This window comes from Legionella steigerwaltii (genome assembly GCF_001468065.1).
GTDB classification, from domain to species: Bacteria; Pseudomonadota; Gammaproteobacteria; order Legionellales; family Legionellaceae; genus Legionella; species Legionella steigerwaltii.
Map to the genome: position 1 here is coordinate 512,646 of NZ_LNYZ01000013.1, position 18,988 is coordinate 531,633.

An 18,988-nucleotide genomic window follows, 5' to 3' on the forward strand; every position below is an offset into this window, starting at 1 on the left:
ATCAGGAAATAACGCAAGCTTATAAAGAAATTGAAGAGCAAAGTAGAGATTCTAAATTACCTTAAGGCATTATTTTGTAACTCATCATTTACAGAAACAATAAAAAATTGGTCATTTATAGATGTGTTATAAAACAAAGCTACTTACTGGGTAAAAGCTTGATTTTTTTCTTTAATAAGCGTTAAGTAGGGCCGTGTTGGATATAAGGTTGTTTTAATCATGGTATCTGGTAGTTTGATTTGTTTGACTGTAAATACATCTTCATCTTTAAACAAATACTTTAATGGATTGATTAAATTTGGAAAATAGCCCTGATTACTCATTTGCTTATTTGCACGATTGGATGGATGAACACTACCTATCCATAAGGGTTGGTTTGATTCTAATAAATTATAATTTGACTCCCAAACCCTTAACTCCAGTGTTAGCTTAGTTTGCTGATCGGTATATGTCATGACCAAAATAGGTGGTTTGTTTTCATATAATTGGGTAAATAATGGAAGCTTAACACTGTTTGGTTGCTGATTCATACGCATCAATAAATTGGTAAAAAATGAGTCTGTTTGTGTTTCCCAACCATTCTTCTCAAGACTATTTTGCAATAAATCTAAACTGCCTGCGAATTGAAGATTTAACAAACTGATTCTCTTACCTATTCTGCTGAATTGATAAATTGGGAGAATTGGTTTTTCCTGCTCCCACCATGTTACTTCACTGAGAGTAAATTTTTTATAGTTAGGAGTATGGTTATAAGATAGCGCTTTAAAATTAATATAGGTCGATGCAAATGAGGCCAATAGTATACCGATTAAAAGAAGAGAAATCATTAACAATGAATGCGTAGTTTTCTTTTGCAAGATATTGGATTTTCTATAAATTAAGCAGTGAATTAAACAAATTGTTGTACCTAAAAAATAAGATGCTAAAACGTCTGTAAGCCAATAATCCCCTAAATAGAGAGAACCTAAACCACTAAAGAGTAAAATTGTAAATACGATTGATTTCAGTATATTCGTGAATAAGGTATAGGTACTATTAATGTAAAATAAAATAAATCCGTATAATGCGGTAGCAACCAGGAGGTTAACTGCTGGAAAGGAGAAGCCGGGTAAAGTGACCAATAGCCCTGATGGTCTCGGGCTGTGAATAAGAGATGTAAGCCATGAAGCAGCAATACCGCTAAAAAAAATCAGGCTACATAAATAAATAATTGCGGTTTTATTTTTATGGAAAATAAACCAGCAACAACAAATAATAAAGAGGCTAATTATTGTTGTTGTTGAGGTCAATTGGGTGCAAAAGATGAAAAAAACTTTCAGAGACAATGTATTAAAACTTTGTAAAAACAAATAGGTAGGTAGATTAATATTTATGAGACATTGTGTTACAACAGTTAAGACCAGAAGAATCAAAAAACAAAATAAACAGAGCAGGGTTATTAGCACAAGAGAAGCAGTAGGATAGTGATTTGTTTCACTTTTTGGAGTAAATGCATTATACACATAGGCTAAAAGCGGAGTATTTTTAAGCTTGAGCCAAAAGACATGTAAATGTGAGGTTAAAAAAGAATTTAATAATCGGATTAATCGTTTTATAAATAAGCCAATAAACCAAAGCCCTGCTAGGCAAACAAGTATTAGCACAAATAAACGTGTTGCACTTTCAGCGGATAATTCATGGCTTGCCGCTCCGATTGCAACACCAGGCATGACGTATAATAGAGACCAGCCGATAGCAGACAAAACATTGGCTACAAAAAATCGCCACTGTTTCATATGCAAAATTCCGGCGATGACTGGAATAATTGAGCGTAGAGGGCCAACAAAGCGACCAATTAATACACTTTTTCCACCATGTGTAGCAAAGAAGTCCTTGCCGTATTCTATCCATTTAGGATATTTGCTAAATGGCCAAATTTCAGTCAATCGATCACTGTAGTAGTATCCTAGAATGTAACTTAGGCTATCACCAGCAACAGCACCTAAAATAGCTGCTAATAAAGTAAGATCAATGCGCATAATTCCGGAACCCGCCAGTATACCTATAGCGGTCATAGTGACACTCCCGGGTACGATACTGCCTACAATTGCTAGGGACTCGGTCAGGGAAATAAGGAAGGTAATAAATAAAGACCAACGTGGGTTATGTTGCAACCAGTCTGTAAGCGGTTGTACGTAGTCAACGAACAAGTTCATATTTTTTTCAGGGATAAAATTGTTCTAGAAAATATTGCACAAAATGCTGATTGACTTGATCAATTTGAACATCAGGAATGAAATGTCTTATTTGAGTCATTTCCATTTTTGCAAATCCACAAGGATTTATTCCTGAAAAAGGTTTTAAGTCCATATCAACATTAAGCGCAATTCCATGATAAGTACAGCCATTTTTTACTCTTAATCCTATTGAGGCTATTTTTTGTTCATTGACATATACTCCTGGTGCACCACAATGAATAGATCCTTCTATTTGATATTGTGCAAGAACAGAGATTAGAACCTGTTCTAGCTTACTCACTAGCGATCTTATTCCCAAATTTTTCCTTCTGATATCCATCAAAACATAAGCAACAAGTTGACCAGGTCCATGATAAGTTACTTGTCCCCCTCGATCAGATTGAACTATGGATATGGATTCAGGATTTAGTATGTGCTCAGGCTTTCCTGCCTGTCCTTGGGTATAAACAGGAAAATGCTCTAAAAGCCAAAGCTCATCAGATGTGCTTTCCTCACGATTTTGGGTAAACTCTTTCATTCGCAGCCAAACTTCATTGTAATCTCGAATACCTAGCTGTCGTATTTTCATTATAGAACCATTTTTACTTCTGGATGCTTTGTAATGGCTCGATAAAACGTGTCAAGCATCTCTTGATTCTCAGCATAAACTGTGATTGTTATTGCTAAGTAATTAGAATCCTTACTCATTTTATGAGTTAATGCATCTTCTTCAATATTGGGAAAGTGTGTAATGGTAATTTGTCTAATTTCCTCAAGAAAAAAAGCTGAATTATTCCCTATTATTTTTATAGGAAAATAACAGGGAAATTCAATAAAAGTCGTTTTTGTCATCTTCAAATCCTATAGATCTTTAGGAGCCAAACCAACGTTTGAAGGCTAAACGAATAGAATCTTTGGTTCGAGTATAAAAACCACCTGATTCAACATCTTGTAATGCATAGAGAGGTCGGGTTGAGACGGTATTATTATCAAATTGAACCACCAGGTCACCTATTTTATCACCTTTTTTAATTGGAGCTACAAGGTAAGTAGGAACTTTGGTTGCAATATTTAGACGTTGATATTGACCAGTAGGAATAGTGATAAATTGATCTTCATTTAATCCTACAGTAACTTTATCTACTTTACCCTTATAAAGAGGAAGTTCGGTAATAGATTGACCTGATTTGTAAAGTTGGTGAGTTTCAAAAAATCTGAATCCATAATTTAATAATTTTTCACTATCATCTGCCCGAGAAGAATCGCTAGGTTCTCCAAGAACTACTGCCAGTAAACGCATGTTGTCACGTTTAGCAGAAGAGACCAGACAGAATCCAGCATCATTCGTATGACCAGTTTTTATACCATCTACTTGATTATCGCGCCATAATAAGCGATTTCTATTGGGTTGGCGAATGCCATTATAGGTAAACCATTTTTGCTTGTACCAGTCATAGTATTGTGGAAAATCGATAACTAATGCTCTACCAAGAATCGCTAAATCTTTCGCAGTAGTATACAAGTTAGGATCAGGTAGGCCCGTACTGTCAGTAAAATGGCTGTTTTTCATTCCAAGGTTTTGGGCTTGCTGATTCATAAGATCAGTGAATGAATTCTCTGTACCACCAACATGCTCTGCCATTGCAACACATGCATCATTTCCTGAGTCAACAATAATCCCCTTCAGTAGGTCTTCAACAGGAACTTGTTGGCCTTCCTTGATAAACATGCGAGAACCACCTATTTTCCAAGCATCGCGACTTACACGTACATTATCAGTGAGGTGGATTTGCTCATGATGCAATGCATTCGATATGACATATAAAGTCATCATCTTAGTTAAACTGGCTGGAGGTAAACGCTCTTCACTGTTTTTTTCAGCAATGATTTTGCCGCTGTTTACATCGATCAATATATAAGCTTTTGCATTAAGAATTGGAGGAGCAGGAGTAACTAAGGGCTTATTGTTTACTGTTGGAGAAGGTCTTTCCAAGTCTGCAGTAGGTTTTGTTGGTAATGAACCTTCATCTGCTATTGAGTTGGTTGACTGCACAAATAAGGTAATGAGAAATAGCGTTGTTAATAGAATAGACGTTGTTCTTGTCATGTTGTTTACTAGTCCAAATACAAAAATGAGAATATAGTATCACAGCCTTTTGAAGGCAACAAAATAGAGATGAAAAATAATGAATTTTTTTTCAAACTAAAATAAGTCTTCGAAATCAGATGATATTTCTGTATATTAGCCAGAAAATAATTATAAAAAATGGAAAAAATGCGAAAGATACTTATTGTTGTGACTATTCTGCTAATAGGCTGTCAAACTACAAATCAGTCTCTTGATTCAGGAACTAGACAGTCTACCCGACAAGCATCTAAAAATACGAATAATTCCGTTTATAATCGTTACAAAAATAAAACAAATCGATACACGCAACTTCAAGATGGAGCTCCCTCTAAATTGAAACAGGTCAGTTTTAAAGAGCCTGTCCCAACAAAAGAACCTTTAAGTCGATATGGTAATCCAACTGAATATTCTGTTGATGGACGCTCATATAAAGTAATGAGGAGTTCAACTGGTTATAAAACACGTGGGATTGCTTCCTGGTATGGAACAAAATTTCACAAGCAAAGAACGTCAAGTGGCGAGCCTTATGATATGTATGTCATGTCCGCTGCACATAAGACCCTACCTTTACCTACTTATGTAAAAGTTAAAAATTTGAATAATGGAAAGGAAGCTGTAGTTAAAGTAAATGATCGTGGTCCTTTTCACTCTGATAGGATTATCGACTTGTCTTATGCTGCAGCTTTAAAACTTGGTGTATTTCCCAGGGGAACAGCTCCTGTTGAAATTGAAACATTAGCGGGGCCTGCCGGAAAAGCGCATTATTATCTACAAGCAGGCGCTTTTTCAACCGAAGTCTTAGCAAAACGTTTAAAAGAAAAATTAACTCGCCTTACTCCTTCCCCAGTTTATATTGAGCACTATAAACAACACTATATTGTAAGAGTAGGGCCATTTGGTTCAAAAAATATGGCAGACAGTTTAAAGCATAAATTGGTCCTTAATGGAGTTACTGGATCTTTTTCAGTTTTAATTTAATTGACAATAAAATTATTGATAGCTAATTAATGGATTAATAGATAAAATTATTGCGTTAAATTTTCAGGACATTAGAATTGCTGTGGTAATGAGATTGTAGAGATGTAGCCCGGGTGCAGCGTAGCGGAACCCGGGATTTTGAGCATGAGTTGACTTCTTTATCCCGGGTTCCGCTACGCTGCACCCGGGCTACAAATTTTCTTAGGTTGATTTATTAATATTGAGGTACTTAATCAATGCACGACGGCTCTGTATTTTATACTATTTTCTTAATTTTTGCAGGTGCTGCGTTATTATCAACGGTGGTTCTTTATACCAAACAATCTTTGTTGGTTGCTTATATTCTTCTTGGTGCAGTGTTTGGACCATGGGGTTTAAAGCTTGTATCTGATGTAAGCATTGTCAAGCAGATTGGTGATGTTGGAATTGTTTTTCTATTATTTCTGCTTGGATTACATTTGCAGCCGCAAAATCTTATACATATGTTAAAGAAGGTTACATGGATTGCTTTAATTAGTTCAGTTCTTTTTGCTGTAACAGCTTATTGGATTGGTCGATTTTTTGGTTTAACTGTGACTGAATCATGGATTTTAGGTTGTTCAATGATGTTTTCAAGTACTATTATTGGCTTGAAATTATTACCAACAACCATCTTACACCACCAGCATACTGGTGAGGTAATGATTAGCGTGTTGTTAATGCAAGACGTTATTGCAATTATTGTGCTGATCTTAATTAATGGTGCGCAGCAAACAGGTGGTTTCTCAATCGATGATATCATTTTAGTGGGTATTGATTTACCTGCACTATGGCTGTTTGCATTTGCTGTTGAACGATATGTTTTGATTCGGTTACTGGCTCGTTTTGATAGAACTCAAGAATATGTATTTCTGTTATCGATTGGATGGTGTCTTGGTTTGTCTGTTCTTGCACAAAAAATAGGTCTTTCAGAAGATATTGGTGCGTTTATTGCTGGGGTAGCCTTAGCAGCAAGTCCTATTTCTCTTTATATTGCAGAAAGTTTAAAACCTTTAAGAGACTTTTTCCTAGTTATGTTTTTCTTTTCGATCGGGGCAACTTTTAACTTTGGATTAGTACTCGAAGTAATCATTCCTGCACTTATTTTATCTGGCTTAGTTTTATTGTTTAAACCAGTATTATTTTATTTACTTCTTGGAAAATCTGGTGAAAAGAAACAAGTTTCAAAGGAGGTAGGTATCCGATTGGGGCAAGCAAGCGAGTTTTCATTACTTGTTGCCAGCATCGCTTTGAGCACCAAGCTTATTTCGGACAAAGCATCTAATTTAATTCAAGCGACTACTATTTTGACTTTTATTGTTTCATCATACTTTGTTGTTTTGAAGTACCCAACCCCCATAGCATTCTCTGATAAAATGCGTAAGGATTAAATAATGAAATTATTAGTTATATTATTGTGTTTATTAAGTGAACGTTTCTTGATTCACACTATGTCCTATCAACGATTCTATTGGTTTCCTGATTATTACCAAAAAATAAAAGGCTTTGCCAATAAGCACAGTATGTTTTCTAATCCTTGGGTGCTTTTAGCATTGATAGCAATGCCTATTGTAGTGCTTGTATTGATAATATATTTATTATTGCATCATGTAGTTTTTGGATTGATGGGATTTCTTTTAAGTTTAATCATTTTCTTTTATTGTCTTGGTCCTCAAAATGTCTTTTATCCAATATCTCAATCAGATACTAAAGATAATCAAGAGCTCTTAGGCGACTATTTTATCTTAGTTAATAGACAGCTGTTTTCTCTTGTTTTTTGGTACATCATTGCTGGACCTATAGTTGCTTTGGCTTATCGTCTGATCACTCTGTGTCGTGACTTTGATTCCATTGGTGAGCAAGCAAATGAAGTCACTGATTTACTTGAATGGATTCCTGCGCGATTAACTACATTGCTTTTTTTACTTGTGGGGAATTTTCAACGCGGTTTTTCTTCATTTGCCAGGTACTTTCTTGCTAAACCCGATTTGAATAGTAGTATGTTACGTGAGTGTGGATTACTCGCAGTAAGAACAAATGAGACTGAAGAAGTTCCCATGACTGTAGCTGAAGGTTTAGTTGAACATGCAATTATCGTCATGTTGGTTTTTATTGCGTTATTTACCTTAATTCCTTGGCTTTAGTTTTAATTGACGGTTGAGATTGGTGTTGAGCTGACGGCTCAATCTGCTTAATTATTTATTCGGATGCTATCTATATGAATTCGTTTTTGCGCGTCATTTATTGCACTATAATATTAGGGCTTTGTGGTTGCCAAGCATTAAAGCAAAATGAACTTAAAGCTCAAGCAGAGGCACGATGCAATATGACTTGCATGCAGCACTTTGAATTTTGCAGACAAAGTTGTGTTGATAACTGCCCAAATTGCTCCTATAAAGCTCAAAGAATGGCAGAAAAAAATTATGCTAAATACGTGTATGAGCGAAGAGTCGAAGGCAAAAAAGTGATGCGTGAGTTGAATTCTTACCGCGATCCACTACAATGCCGCAAAGTAACATGTGATTGCGTATTAGATTTGGCAATTTGTAAGAAAGGTTGCGCTGGTATAATTCCAAAAGAATTGCAAGCTGTACCTTATTGTGTTTAATAGATTTCGGGGAACACTTTCATGGCAAATGAAACTAATTTAGATTTGGATCCTATAGAAACGCGTGAATGGCTGGATGCCCTGCAAGCTGTATTAATCAACGATGGTCCTGAACGAGGCGCTTTTCTTTTAAAACAACTTCTTAATAAAGCAAATTCGGAAGGGGTCAATTTAACAAGTTCAATTCATACACCTTACAGAAATACAATTAAGACGTATGAAGAAAAGCAAATGCCGCCCGATGAAGGTCTTGGCAAACGTATTAGTGCATTGATTCGTTGGAATGCTGTGGCAATGGTGCTGCGTGCAGGAAAATATGCTCCTGAACTCGGGGGACATATTGCCTCCTATGCTTCATCATCTACCTTGTATGAAACAGGCTTTAATTATTTTTTTAAAGGACCAAATGGTGAGCATGGTGGTGATTTAATTTATATTCAGGGCCACTCTTCTCCTGGGATTTATGCACGAGCCTTCCTTGAAGGGCGATTGACAGAAGAGCAATTAAGTAAATTCAGGCAAGAAGTAGAAGTTGATGGTTTATCCTCCTATCCTCATCCTTGGTTGATGAGCGAATTTTGGCAATTCCCCACTGTATCTATGGGATTAGGACCTTTGCAAGCTATTTATCAAGCGCGTTTTTTAAAATATTTAGAAAATAGAGGGCTTATCCATAATGAGGATAGGAAAGTATGGGCCTTTCTGGGCGATGGTGAAATGGATGAACCCGAGTCAGTGGGTGCTTTAAGTATTGCTGCTCGTGAAAAGCTCGATAATCTTATTTTTGTTGTAAATTGTAATTTACAGAGACTTGATGGTCCTGTACGTGGTAATGGCAAAATTATTCAAGAGCTCGAAGGTTTATTCCGTGGAGCAGGTTGGAATGTAATTAAAGTCATTTGGGGTGGTCGCTGGGATCCATTGTTTGAGCGCGATAAAGATGGCTGGTTAATAAAACGTATGGAAGAATGTGTTGATGGTGATTACCAAGCATATAAAGCAAATGATGGCGCCTATGTAAGACAACATTTCTTTAATCAATATCCTGAATTAAAGAAAATGGTTGAAAACTATACTGATGATGAAATATGGAGATTGAATCGAGGTGGGCATGATCCACAAAAAGTTTATGCAGCTTATGCTAAAGCTGTAGAGCATAAAGGCTCGCCAACTGTTATTTTAGCTAAAACAATTAAAGGCTATGGTATGGGAGCTGCTGGAGAAGGACAAAATATAACCCACCAGCAAAAAAAGATGACTGTTGATCAATTGAAAGCTTTTAGAGACAGGTTTAGTATCCCTATCAGTGATGAACAAATTGCTGACATCCCATTTTATAAACCTGCAGATGATAGTCCTGAGATTAAATACATCAAAAAGCACCGAGAAGAGTTAGGTGGCTATTTGCCATCACGTTCAACAAAAGTTGAACCCCTCAAAGCGCCTCCTTTAACTGATTTTTCCTCAGTTACAAAAGGCTTAGGGGATCGAGAAATTTCAACAACAATGGCTTTTGTACGAATTCTTTCAGCATTGTTAAAAAATAAAGAGATTAGTTCGCGCATTGTTCCAATTGTTCCTGATGAGTGTAGAACATTTGGTATGGAAGGTTTATTTAGACAAATTGGTATTTATTCCCCGGTTGGACAACTTTATACGCCTGTAGATCATGAACAAGTCATGTTTTATCGTGAAGCTAAAGACGGACAAATTCTAGAGGAAGGAATTAATGAAGCAGGTGCTTTTTGTTCCTGGATAGCTGCAGCAACCTCATACAGCTCCAATAAATTAGCCATGATCCCATTTTATATTTACTACTCCATGTTTGGGTTTCAGCGTGTTGGCGATTTAGCATGGGCTGCCGGTGATATGCAGGCCAGGGGATTTCTGCTCGGCGGTACTGCTGGTCGAACTACTCTTGCGGGTGAGGGATTGCAACATCAAGACGGACATAGCCATTTATATGCATCAACAATTCCGAATTGTGTTTCTTATGATCCTACCTTTGCTTATGAGCTTGCAGTGATCATTCAAAACGGCTTGTATCGCATGTATGAAAAACAAGAAAATATTTTTTATTATATCTCTGTAATGAATGAAAACTATATACATCCTGATATGCCAAAAGGTGTTGAAGAAGGCATTATTAAAGGAATGTATTTATTACAAGAAAGCAAGAAAAAATCCAAACAGCATGTGCAATTAATGGGGAGTGGTACCATATTGCGCGAGGTGATTGAAGCCGCGAAGATGTTAAAAGAAGATTATTCTGTAACTTCGGATATTTGGAGTGTGACCAGTTTTAATGAATTAAGACGAGATGGATTAGCAGTGGAGCGGCACAATGCAATGCATCCTGATGCAAAAAAATTAAAAAGCTATGTCACAACGCAATTAGAAGGACGAGTTGGACCTGTAATTGCTGCAACAGATTATATAAGAATTTATGCGGATCAGATTAGACCTTTTGTACCTAATCATTTTGTAACACTAGGTACAGATGGTTATGGAAGAAGTGATACTCGCGAGCGTTTACGTCATTTCTTTGAAGTAGATGCTAAATTTATAGTTTTGGCAGCATTAAACGCTTTAGTTGCTGAAGGAAGCATTGATAAATCCAAAGTTGTGGATGCAATGAAGCGCTATAACATTAATCCTGATAAATTGAATCCGGTTAATCATTAGAATTGAAATATACAGTAGCCTTGGTAACTCAAGTAAAGATGCTAAGGAAGCAGATAAACATTTATTCATGTCTGCTTCCTGTGGATCGTAGCTTGAATATATTGGCAACCTTTTGAGGAAAGATATGTCAAACGAAATAGAAGTTAAGATTCCTGATATTGGTGGAGCTACTCAAGTTGATGTGATTGAAATTATGGTTCATGTTGGGGATCAAATCGAAGTTGATACACCACTTATTACTTTGGAATCAGATAAAGCCAGCATGGAAATTCCTTCTCCTGTTGCAGGAAAAATCACAAAACTGAAAGTTAAAGTAGGAGATAAGGTTTCTGAAGGAGACGTAATTCTTTTAGCCACTGTTGAATATAAATCAGAAACTGAGAAAAAAAGTGAGCCAGAGACTCCTAAAAGCGACACAACAAAAAAAGCAGAAGATAAACCTCAAGTTGAGCAAGAAAAAAAATCAGAACGAGTAAAAGAGATTAAGATACCCGATATTGGTGGTGCAACAAAAGTCGATGTGATCGAGATTATGGTACAAGTAGGCGATCAAATTGAAGTTGATACCCCGCTTATTACTTTGGAATCGGAAAAAGCCAGCATGGATATCCCTTCACCTGTGGCAGGAAAGGTTACAAAGCTGAGCGTAAAGGTTGGTGATAAGGTATCAGAAGGCGATGTGATTCTTTTAGCTACTGTAGAAGGTGGGTCTGAAGTAGAGAAAAGTGAATCAACTGTAAGCAAATCAGAGCAGGTAAATGCTCTTAAGCCCTCGAAATCAGATGAAAACGAACATAAAAAAGAAGAGCTTTCATCTAAACCTGTTCTTGCCAGTACAGTCGAATCGACAAGAGTAGTCGCTGCTGGTCCTGCTGTAAGACGAATGGCTCGAGAACTTGGGGTCAATTTAGCAGAAGTTGCAGGAACTGGTCGTAAAGAACGTATTACTAAAGAAGACATACAGGCTTTTGTGAAAGCACGTCTAAATGAACAACCAGGCTCTGGAGCATTAGGTATACCACCTAATCCAGTAATTGATTTTAGCCAGTTTGGTGAAATCGAAACGAAGCCACTCAATAAAATTAAAAGACTTACTGGGGTTAATGTGCATCGCTCATGGATTACAATACCTCATGTAACACAATTTGATTCAGCAGACATTACAGATGTGGAGGCATTCAGAAAATCTGAAGCAGAGCATGCAAAAGAAAAAGGTTATAAGCTCACGTTGCTTGCATTTGTTTGTGCTGTAGTAAGCAAAGCATTAAAAACATTTCCTCAATTTAATGCATCTTTAGATGCTACAGGTGCTAATCTTGTTTATAAAAAATATTGCAATGTAGGAATTGCCGTAGAAACACCAAATGGTTTGGTTGTTCCAGTAATAAAAAACGTCGACACGTTAAGCGTTGCTGAAATTGCAATCGAAATGACGCGCTTAAGCACCAAAGCACGAGATAAAGGTTTAATGCCAGCAGATATGAACGGTGGATGTTTTACTATTTCCAGTCTAGGAGGAATTGGTGGCACATCATTTACACCCATAGTGAATAGTCCTGAAGTAGCGATCCTTGGGTTGTCTCGTTCTGAAATAAAACCTGTATATCAAAATGGCTCGTTTCAACCAAGGTTAATGTTGCCGTTGTCTCTATCCTATGATCATCGAGTTATTGATGGTGCTGAAGCAGCGCGTTTTACTCGTTTTATTTGTGATTGCTTAAGCGATATAAGACGAATTTTATTGTAGTTTTTTTTATAATATCTAATTAAAGAGGCTTGTAAATGGCTAATAAAATAAAGACAGATGTCGTTGTATTAGGAAGTGGCCCTGGTGGATACACAGCGGCGTTTAGAGCAGCGGACTTAGGAAAAAAAGTAGTTTTGGTGGAACGTTATGATTCACTAGGTGGTGTTTGTTTAAATGTGGGCTGTATCCCTTCTAAGGCATTGCTGCACATTGCAAAAGTTGTTGAAGAAGCTCATGAAATGTCTGATCAGGGTGTTAGCTTTGGCAAACCCAAACTGGATAATAAAAAAATTGTTGCATGGAAAAACTCAGTTGTTTCCAAATTAACAGGTGGTTTAAAAGCCCTATCAAAACAACGTAAGGTTGAAGTAGTTACTGGGGTAGGTAAGTTTTCAGGTTCACATCAAATAACTGTTGCTACTAAAGATGGTTCAGTTGACGTTGAGTTCGAAAATGCAATCATTGCTGTAGGTTCTGAATCCATCAATTTACCCTTTATTCCTGAAGACAAACGTATTTTTAGTTCAACAGGTGCGTTAGAGCTGGCTGATATTAAAGGCAATTTATTGGTTTTGGGTGGAGGCATTATTGGTCTGGAAATGGCCACAGTTTATTCAGCTCTAGGTGTTGATGTAACCGTAGTTGAGTTTATGGATCAATTGATTCCAGGCGCAGATTTAGATTTGGTTAATGTTTTGCAAAAACGCTTGCAGACGAAAGGAGTCAAATGCCTTTTGAAAACCAAAGTAACAGCTGTAGAAGCAAAAAAAGACGGTATCTATGTTTCTATGGAAGGCGAACATGCAACGGACAAACCCCTTTGCTTCCAACAAGTTCTTGTTTCAGTTGGTAGAAAACCCAATGGTGGGGCAATTGATGCAGAAAAAGCTGGGGTAAAAGTTGATGAACGAGGTTTTATTAAAGTAGATAATCAACAAAGAACGAATGTGTCGCATATCTTTGCTATTGGTGATGTCGTTGGACAACCAATGTTAGCGCATAAAGCAATTCCTGAAGGTAAAGTTGCTGCAGAAGTTATTGCAGGCAAAAAACATTATTTTGATCCCAAATGTATTGCCAGCGTTGCTTATACCGATCCAGAGATTGCTTGGACGGGTTTAACTGAAAAAGAAGCTAAAGAAAAAAATATTCGTTATGAAAAAGCTACATTTCCTTGGGCTGCGAGTGGTCGTGCTCTCAGTATGGGGCGAGAGGAAGGAATGACTAAATTGTTATTTTGTCCAGATTCTAATCGAATATTAGGCGCAGGAATAGTGGGGATTAATGCAGGTGATTTAATCGCTGAGACATCATTAGCTATTGAAATGTGTTGTGATGTTGAAGATATTGCCCTAACAATACATCCTCATCCGACACTTTCAGAAACTATTGCTCAAGCTGCAGAGGCGTTTGAAGGAACGATAACGGATCTTTATTTGCCAAAAAAGAAAAAAAATACTGAATAATAATGATTGAGAGTAATATGTAGCCTGGGTGCAGGCTACATATTTTTAGGAGCAACAGGGATGACATTCAAGATTCGACGCATGACTGAATCAGATATTGATGCAGTTTATGCTATTGAAAAAAATGTTCATATAGCTCCTTGGAGTAGAGATATTTTAAGAGACTGTGTACGCGTAGGATATGATTGTCGTGTATTCGAAATGGATGAAGGAAATAACCTATTGGTCGGTGGTTATATTATTTCTCGACACAGTAACAATTGCTGTCATATTTTAAATTTCTGCATTGCAAGACCTTTTCAATCGAAAGGATATGGACGCCAATTTTTGCAACAAATACTTCATTCCCTAACTGAATTACAGCATATTGATTATACTATTCTTGAAGTAAGACCTAGCAATAAAGCAGCCTTACACCTCTATGAGAGCATGGGATTTGAACAAGTAGAAATTAAACCGGGTTACTATGCTGAAGGTAGTAGTGTTGAAGATGCAATTGTATTGAAAAAGAAATTACACATGAAAAGCTGAAATACAATTAAAAAATTTATAAAAATCATCTGTCAAGACTGTTTTTAAAATTTTTCTTTAGTTAATATATACGACCAACTTTGTAGAACCTTAAATTTCCCCATCCTGTGGATAACTTTTTTTAAAAATCAATATTCCCTTTTTGTTTTTTTACTAAAAAATTATACAACTCTTGTACAGAGCGGTATTATCATTTTTAAGCATAAATATAATGACCTATGATTTATCCACAAAAACTGTGGATAACATTGTGAATAGGGCTATGAATTACTTGATAAATAAGCTCATTTTAAAGATGCTTTAAAATCACACAATGATGCGATGTAAGAAATCATTTAATCGGATGAGGAGTAACAAAAAAATATGAGTTAGTTAATAATAGGCAAAGATACTACTTTACTTCCTGTGCGGCATAGAAGTGGTGTTAATTTGTACATCATGAATCTTGCCGCGACAAATTTCCATGACAAATATAAATCGCATGTGGTACTCTCTAAATCTTAAAAATGCAATCATTCCATAACGATTGCAACTGGTTTTCAGATTAATTTAAAGTTTTTTTGTTGAGAATATTTTCATGAGAAGAGCAAAATCCAAACAAAATCCTACCCCACAAACTGCTCCAATCGATAATTTAAGCCATGATGGAAAAGGCATTGCACGCATTCAAGGTAAGGCAACTTTTATTCAAGGTGCTTTGCCAGGTGAACTCGTAGAGTTTCAATATAAGAGAATTAAAAAAGATTTTGATGAAGGTCTCTTACTTAAGGTACTTAAGCCATCTTCCTTACGGGTAGAACCTAAGTGCCCTCATTATTCAATGTGTGGCGGTTGCTCATTACAACATATGAGTGAAGAAGAACAAATTCATTTTAAACAGGAGCAATTGTTGGATTTGTTATCACGTTATGGGCATACCAAACCACAAACTGTGTTATTACCTTTAGTTTCTGGCTATTGGAATTACAGAAATAAAGCACGATTAAGCGTACGTTATGTTGAGAAAAAGCAAGCCTCTATGGTGGGATTTAGAGAGCGTAATAACCCTCGATACATTACAGAGATTACCCAATGTCCTGTTTTAAATGCAAAACTTGATGCGGATATTATTCCATTAAGACAACTAATTGATTCGATGCAAGACAAACATTGTATTGCACAAATCGAGGTTGCTGCAGGCGACGAGGAAGTCGCACTTATTTTCCGGAATTTAACTCCTTTAAATCCTGATGATGAATTAGAAATTCAAAAATTTGCGAAAGACTACCAATATAAAATTTTTCTGCAACCCGGTGGGCCTGACACTGTTTATTGTTTTTTTCCACCTAACTCCAGTGAGTATCTAACGTACAAATTACCAGATTATCAAATTACTTTTTCATTTCATCCAACCGATTTTACACAAGTTAATTCTGCATTAAATCGCTCCATGGTATCGCAAGCAATTCAACTAATGGACTTAAAAAGTACAGATATAGTGCTAGACTTATTTTGTGGGTTGGGAAATTTTTCACTTCCAATGGCTCAATTTTGTGCCAAAGTACTGGGTGTTGAAGGTAGTAAGACTATGGTTGAAAGAGCATATATGAATGCAAAATTAAACCATATTCAAAATGTAGATTTTTATGCTGCAAATTTGGATGATGTTAATGAAGTAAAGAAACTGGTTCAGCAACCTTGCAATAAAGTATTAATTGACCCGCCTCGATCAGGCGCGCTTGAAATTGTGAAACAAATTGATGCACTAAATCCAGAGCGTATTGTTTATGTATCGTGTAATCCCGTAACATTAGCACGAGATACAGATATATTAGTCAATCAAAAAGGCTATACGTTGATAAAAGCAGGAGTAATGGATATGTTTCCTCATACTGCCCATGTTGAGTCGATAGCGTTATTTGAAAAAGGATAAAACTCATGGTTAGAGTAAAAGATACTGTTCCATTATGCGAAGACGGAAGCATAGATGTCGATTTATGGCTTCATCAGTTAGGCGCAAAGGGTTATTTGGAGAATCTTGAACTCATACGTAGTGCATGCACTCTAAGTCAGCTTGCAGGCCAAGAGCACGCTACAGAAACAGGCCAATCTTGTTTGCAACAAGGGTTGATTATGGCTGATTTGCTTGCAGATCTTGAGGTCGACCCAGAAACACTGGCAGCCGCGATTATTTTTGAAAATGTGCATTATGCAGATCTGTCTATTGATGATGTTGCGGAGCAATTAGGCCCTAATATTGCGAAACTCGTGAAGGGCATCGAGCGCATGAGTGCCATGCACAGTTTTCAGGGATTAAATAAATACCCACAAAATAAGCAACAGATCGATAATATTCGAAAAATGTTATTGGCTATGGTGGATGATGTTCGGGCTGTATTAATTAAGCTTGCTGAACGTTTGTGCGTTTTAAGAACTGCCACTCATTTATCAGAAGAGTTACGCAAACAATTAGCTACAGAGGCAATGGAAATTTATGCTCCACTAGCAAACAGGCTGGGGATAGGGGCGATTAAATGGGAAATGGAGGATTTGGCTTTTCGCCATCTACATCCTGAAGATTATAAAGCGATTGCCAAAGGTTTAAAATCCAAACGATTAGAGCGGGATAACTTTGTTAATACTATTGTTGCCCAGCTGAATGAACAGATTAAAGCAAGTGGAATAGATCATTTTGCTGTTTACGGGCGTTCAAAACACATTCATAGTATTTATAAAAAAATGACGCGTAAGAATGTATCGCTTGATGAAATTTATGATGCTACAGCGGTGCGTGTCCTTGTTGATACCAAGCCACAGTGTTATGAAGTTTTAGGTATGGTACATACACTTTGGAAACAAATTCCTGCTGAATTTGATGATTATATTATCAATCCTAAAGCAAATGGTTATCAATCTTTGCATACAGCAGTTAAAGGACCCGAAGGTAGAGTTTTTGAAGTACAAATAAGAACATTTCTTATGCATGATTTGGCAGAAATGGGGGTCGCCGCACATTGGAAATATAAAGAAGGTGGTTTTAAACAGAAACAAAGCCATGAGCGTAAAATTGAATGGTTACGAGATGTATTGGCTTGGCACCGGGAAATGGCAAGTAATAAGGGTGTTCCTGAAAGCACAACCACAGAGTTCCTTGAAGATAGAGTTTATGTTTTTACTCCTGATGGGGATGTTCTCGACTTACCTCAAGGTGTAACACCTTTAGATTTTGCATATCACGTACACAGTGATTTAGGACATCGATGTCGTGGTGCCCGTATCAATGGTCATATCGTACCGCTGACTTATCAACTAAAAACAGGAGATAAGGTAGAGGTTTTGACTGGAAAGGAAATTAAACCTTCTCGTGATTGGATTAACCCCCACTTAAATTATCTCAAAACATCACGAGCTAAGGCCAAGGTATTGCATTGGTTTAAAATGCAAGATTATGATCGAAACATTCAGGATGGACGAGAATTATTAGACAAAGAATTAAAATCTTTAGGGATAAAATCCGATAAGCTTAATGAAGTTACCGCGGCGTTGCATTTCAAAAAGCTTGATGATCTGTATGCAAATCTTGGACGTGGTGATATTAAGATAGGGCAAATTGTCAGTAAGCTTGCCCCGCCGTCTACTTCAGAGCTTAATCTTGAACGATTTGTTAGATCTCAGGCAAAACCGGAAATTACAGGCAGTGATCTACGTATTGAAGGGGTCGGTAACCTATTAACCTTTATGGCTCGATGCTGCCAACCGGTCCCAGGTGATCCGGTGATTGGCTACATCACTATAGGACGCGGCGTATCAGTACATAGACAAGACTGTCCTAACATTATTCATGCGAGTGAACGACAAAAACAACGTTTCTTGCAAGTCACTTGGGGTAGTGCTACACGAGAAAACTATGTGGTGGATATTTTAATCAAGGCTTTTGACCGTTCTGAACTTTTAAAAGATGTCACTTCGTTACTTGCTAATGAAAAAGCACATGTCTATGCCCTGCAAACGCAAAGTAATAAACAGGAAAACATGGCCTACATTACATTAACTGTAGATGTTGATGGTCTAAATAGTCTATCTCGATTATTAACAAAATTAGAGCAAATTCCTAATGTGCTTGAGGCAAGAAGACAATTATAATCTATCGTTAAAAGGGGACGGACCTCGTGGGGTCCATCCCTGAGGATCTCCCATTCATGTCAGAAATCCCGGGTTCCGCTGCGCTGCACCCAGGCTACAATCTGCATTTATACTTCTATTTAAAAATAAATCCTGCAACTACCGCACGATGTTCACTCAATAACACATTATAAGTACGACATGCTGCACCTACAGACATGCATTCTATACCTATTCGTTGCTGTGTCAGTTGGTTCATAATTGACAGAGGGAGCAGTTTTCCGGTATGTTCATGACCAATGATGATAATTTCCGGTTTAAATTGCGTTAATAAGTTCATATAGTGTGCATCAATTTCTTCAATGTCTTTGATTGAGAGATCACTAATGATTTCTGTTTTAGAAACAATTAAACTGTGTTCATAAACAATGGAATTAATCTGAATTTTGTTATCACTATAAGCTTGCACTGCGTGTTGTTCTGCAGATTCTAAATTGATATTCATGGTTT

15 protein-coding genes are annotated in these 18,988 nt (G+C 36.9%); 10 read left to right on the forward strand and 5 right to left on the reverse strand.

The genetic code is table 11. From position 1 onward, the window contains the following. Positions 1-143: 143 nt before the first annotated feature. From Lstg_RS10070 to Lstg_RS10085, 4 genes are read right to left on the reverse strand one after another with little or no spacing between them, the layout of a single operon-like run. The gene (locus Lstg_RS10070) at positions 144-2,195 is read right to left on the reverse strand and encodes a bifunctional DedA family/phosphatase PAP2 family protein (RefSeq protein WP_058477529.1); all 2,052 of its coding nucleotides are present in this window, start codon (positions 2,193-2,195) and stop codon (positions 144-146) included. A gap of 7 nt (positions 2,196-2,202) precedes the next feature. Further along, positions 2,203-2,805, reverse strand: coding sequence for a lipoyl(octanoyl) transferase LipB (gene lipB / locus Lstg_RS10075; RefSeq protein ID WP_058477530.1), 603 nt, complete (start codon positions 2,803-2,805; stop codon positions 2,203-2,205). Further along, the gene (locus tag Lstg_RS10080; RefSeq protein ID WP_058477531.1) at positions 2,805-3,068 is read right to left on the reverse strand and encodes an HP0495 family protein; all 264 of its coding nucleotides are present in this window, start codon (positions 3,066-3,068) and stop codon (positions 2,805-2,807) included. Before Lstg_RS10080 ends, lipB begins: the two co-directional genes overlap by 1 nt. A 19-nt stretch (positions 3,069-3,087) precedes the next feature. Next, entirely contained in the window at positions 3,088-4,323 is a 1,236-nt protein-coding gene (locus Lstg_RS10085) for a D-alanyl-D-alanine carboxypeptidase family protein (protein ID WP_058477532.1), read from the reverse strand. 168 nt (positions 4,324-4,491) lie between these two features. Here Lstg_RS10085 and Lstg_RS10090 point away from each other — a divergent pair, with 168 nt between their 5' ends. From Lstg_RS10090 to relA, 10 genes are all read left to right on the forward strand, one after another. Beyond that, positions 4,492-5,322, forward strand: a complete 831-nt coding sequence (locus tag Lstg_RS10090) for a septal ring lytic transglycosylase RlpA family protein (RefSeq protein ID WP_058477533.1) — start codon at positions 4,492-4,494, stop codon at positions 5,320-5,322. A gap of 236 nt (positions 5,323-5,558) precedes the next feature. Beyond that, positions 5,559-6,731 carry a cation:proton antiporter gene (locus Lstg_RS10095; protein ID WP_058477534.1) on the forward strand — a complete coding sequence of 391 codons (1,173 nt, stop codon included), beginning with the start codon at positions 5,559-5,561 and terminating at the stop codon, positions 6,729-6,731. A gap of 3 nt (positions 6,732-6,734) precedes the next feature. Continuing rightward, positions 6,735-7,484, forward strand: a complete 750-nt coding sequence (locus tag Lstg_RS10100) for a hypothetical protein (RefSeq protein WP_058477535.1) — start codon at positions 6,735-6,737, stop codon at positions 7,482-7,484. Positions 7,485-7,558: 74 nt separating this feature from the next. Next, entirely contained in the window at positions 7,559-7,948 is a 390-nt protein-coding gene (locus Lstg_RS10105) for a hypothetical protein (protein ID WP_058477536.1), read from the forward strand. 21 nt (positions 7,949-7,969) lie between these two features. Further along, on the forward strand, positions 7,970-10,633 hold the full coding sequence (gene aceE, locus Lstg_RS10110; RefSeq protein WP_058477537.1) for a pyruvate dehydrogenase (acetyl-transferring), homodimeric type: 2,664 nt from the start codon (positions 7,970-7,972) through the stop codon (positions 10,631-10,633). Between the two features lie 124 nt (positions 10,634-10,757). Continuing rightward, positions 10,758-12,380 (forward strand): dihydrolipoyllysine-residue acetyltransferase, encoded by a 1,623-nt coding sequence (aceF, locus tag Lstg_RS10115; protein WP_058477538.1) that lies wholly within the window; start codon positions 10,758-10,760, stop codon positions 12,378-12,380. 35 nt (positions 12,381-12,415) lie between these two features. Further along, entirely contained in the window at positions 12,416-13,846 is a 1,431-nt protein-coding gene (lpdA, locus tag Lstg_RS10120) for a dihydrolipoyl dehydrogenase (protein WP_058477539.1), read from the forward strand. A gap of 60 nt (positions 13,847-13,906) precedes the next feature. After that, positions 13,907-14,377, forward strand: a complete 471-nt coding sequence (rimI, locus tag Lstg_RS10125) for a ribosomal protein S18-alanine N-acetyltransferase (RefSeq protein ID WP_058477540.1) — start codon at positions 13,907-13,909, stop codon at positions 14,375-14,377. A 577-nt stretch (positions 14,378-14,954) separates the two neighbouring features. Next, on the forward strand, positions 14,955-16,289 hold the full coding sequence (gene rlmD / locus Lstg_RS10130) for a 23S rRNA (uracil(1939)-C(5))-methyltransferase RlmD (RefSeq protein WP_058477541.1): 1,335 nt from the start codon (positions 14,955-14,957) through the stop codon (positions 16,287-16,289). Positions 16,290-16,294: 5 nt separating this feature from the next. Then, complete coding sequence (gene relA / locus Lstg_RS10135; RefSeq protein WP_058477542.1) at positions 16,295-18,499, forward strand: GTP diphosphokinase; 2,205 nt, start codon at positions 16,295-16,297, stop codon at positions 18,497-18,499. Positions 18,500-18,614: 115 nt separating this feature from the next. Here the strand turns inward: relA and Lstg_RS10140 are convergent, their stop codons facing one another. Next, a complete protein-coding gene (locus tag Lstg_RS10140; RefSeq protein ID WP_058477543.1) occupies positions 18,615-18,983 on the reverse strand; it encodes an Mth938-like domain-containing protein in 369 nt (122 codons plus the stop codon). Between the last annotated feature and the right edge of the window lie 5 nt (positions 18,984-18,988).

Excerpts from the sequence above, each read along its gene's own strand:
- Lstg_RS10070 (WP_058477529.1), bottom strand. The coding sequence starts at position 2,195 with ATGAACTTGTTCGTTGACTACGTACAACCGCTTACAGACTGGTTGCAA.
- lipB (WP_058477530.1), bottom strand. The coding sequence starts at position 2,805 with ATGAAAATACGACAGCTAGGTATTCGAGATTACAATGAAGTTTGGCTG.
- Lstg_RS10080 (WP_058477531.1), bottom strand. The coding sequence starts at position 3,068 with ATGACAAAAACGACTTTTATTGAATTTCCCTGTTATTTTCCTATAAAA.
- Lstg_RS10085 (WP_058477532.1), bottom strand. The coding sequence starts at position 4,323 with ATGACAAGAACAACGTCTATTCTATTAACAACGCTATTTCTCATTACC.
- Lstg_RS10090 (WP_058477533.1), top strand. The coding sequence starts at position 4,492 with ATGCGAAAGATACTTATTGTTGTGACTATTCTGCTAATAGGCTGTCAA.
- Lstg_RS10095 (WP_058477534.1), top strand. The coding sequence starts at position 5,559 with ATGCACGACGGCTCTGTATTTTATACTATTTTCTTAATTTTTGCAGGT.
- Lstg_RS10100 (WP_058477535.1), top strand. The coding sequence starts at position 6,735 with ATGAAATTATTAGTTATATTATTGTGTTTATTAAGTGAACGTTTCTTG.
- Lstg_RS10105 (WP_058477536.1), top strand. The coding sequence starts at position 7,559 with ATGAATTCGTTTTTGCGCGTCATTTATTGCACTATAATATTAGGGCTT.
- aceE (WP_058477537.1), top strand. The coding sequence starts at position 7,970 with ATGGCAAATGAAACTAATTTAGATTTGGATCCTATAGAAACGCGTGAA.
- aceF (WP_058477538.1), top strand. The coding sequence starts at position 10,758 with ATGTCAAACGAAATAGAAGTTAAGATTCCTGATATTGGTGGAGCTACT.
- lpdA (WP_058477539.1), top strand. The coding sequence starts at position 12,416 with ATGGCTAATAAAATAAAGACAGATGTCGTTGTATTAGGAAGTGGCCCT.
- rimI (WP_058477540.1), top strand. The coding sequence starts at position 13,907 with ATGACATTCAAGATTCGACGCATGACTGAATCAGATATTGATGCAGTT.
- rlmD (WP_058477541.1), top strand. The coding sequence starts at position 14,955 with ATGAGAAGAGCAAAATCCAAACAAAATCCTACCCCACAAACTGCTCCA.
- relA (WP_058477542.1), top strand. The coding sequence starts at position 16,295 with ATGGTTAGAGTAAAAGATACTGTTCCATTATGCGAAGACGGAAGCATA.
- Lstg_RS10140 (WP_058477543.1), bottom strand. The coding sequence starts at position 18,983 with ATGAATATCAATTTAGAATCTGCAGAACAACACGCAGTGCAAGCTTAT.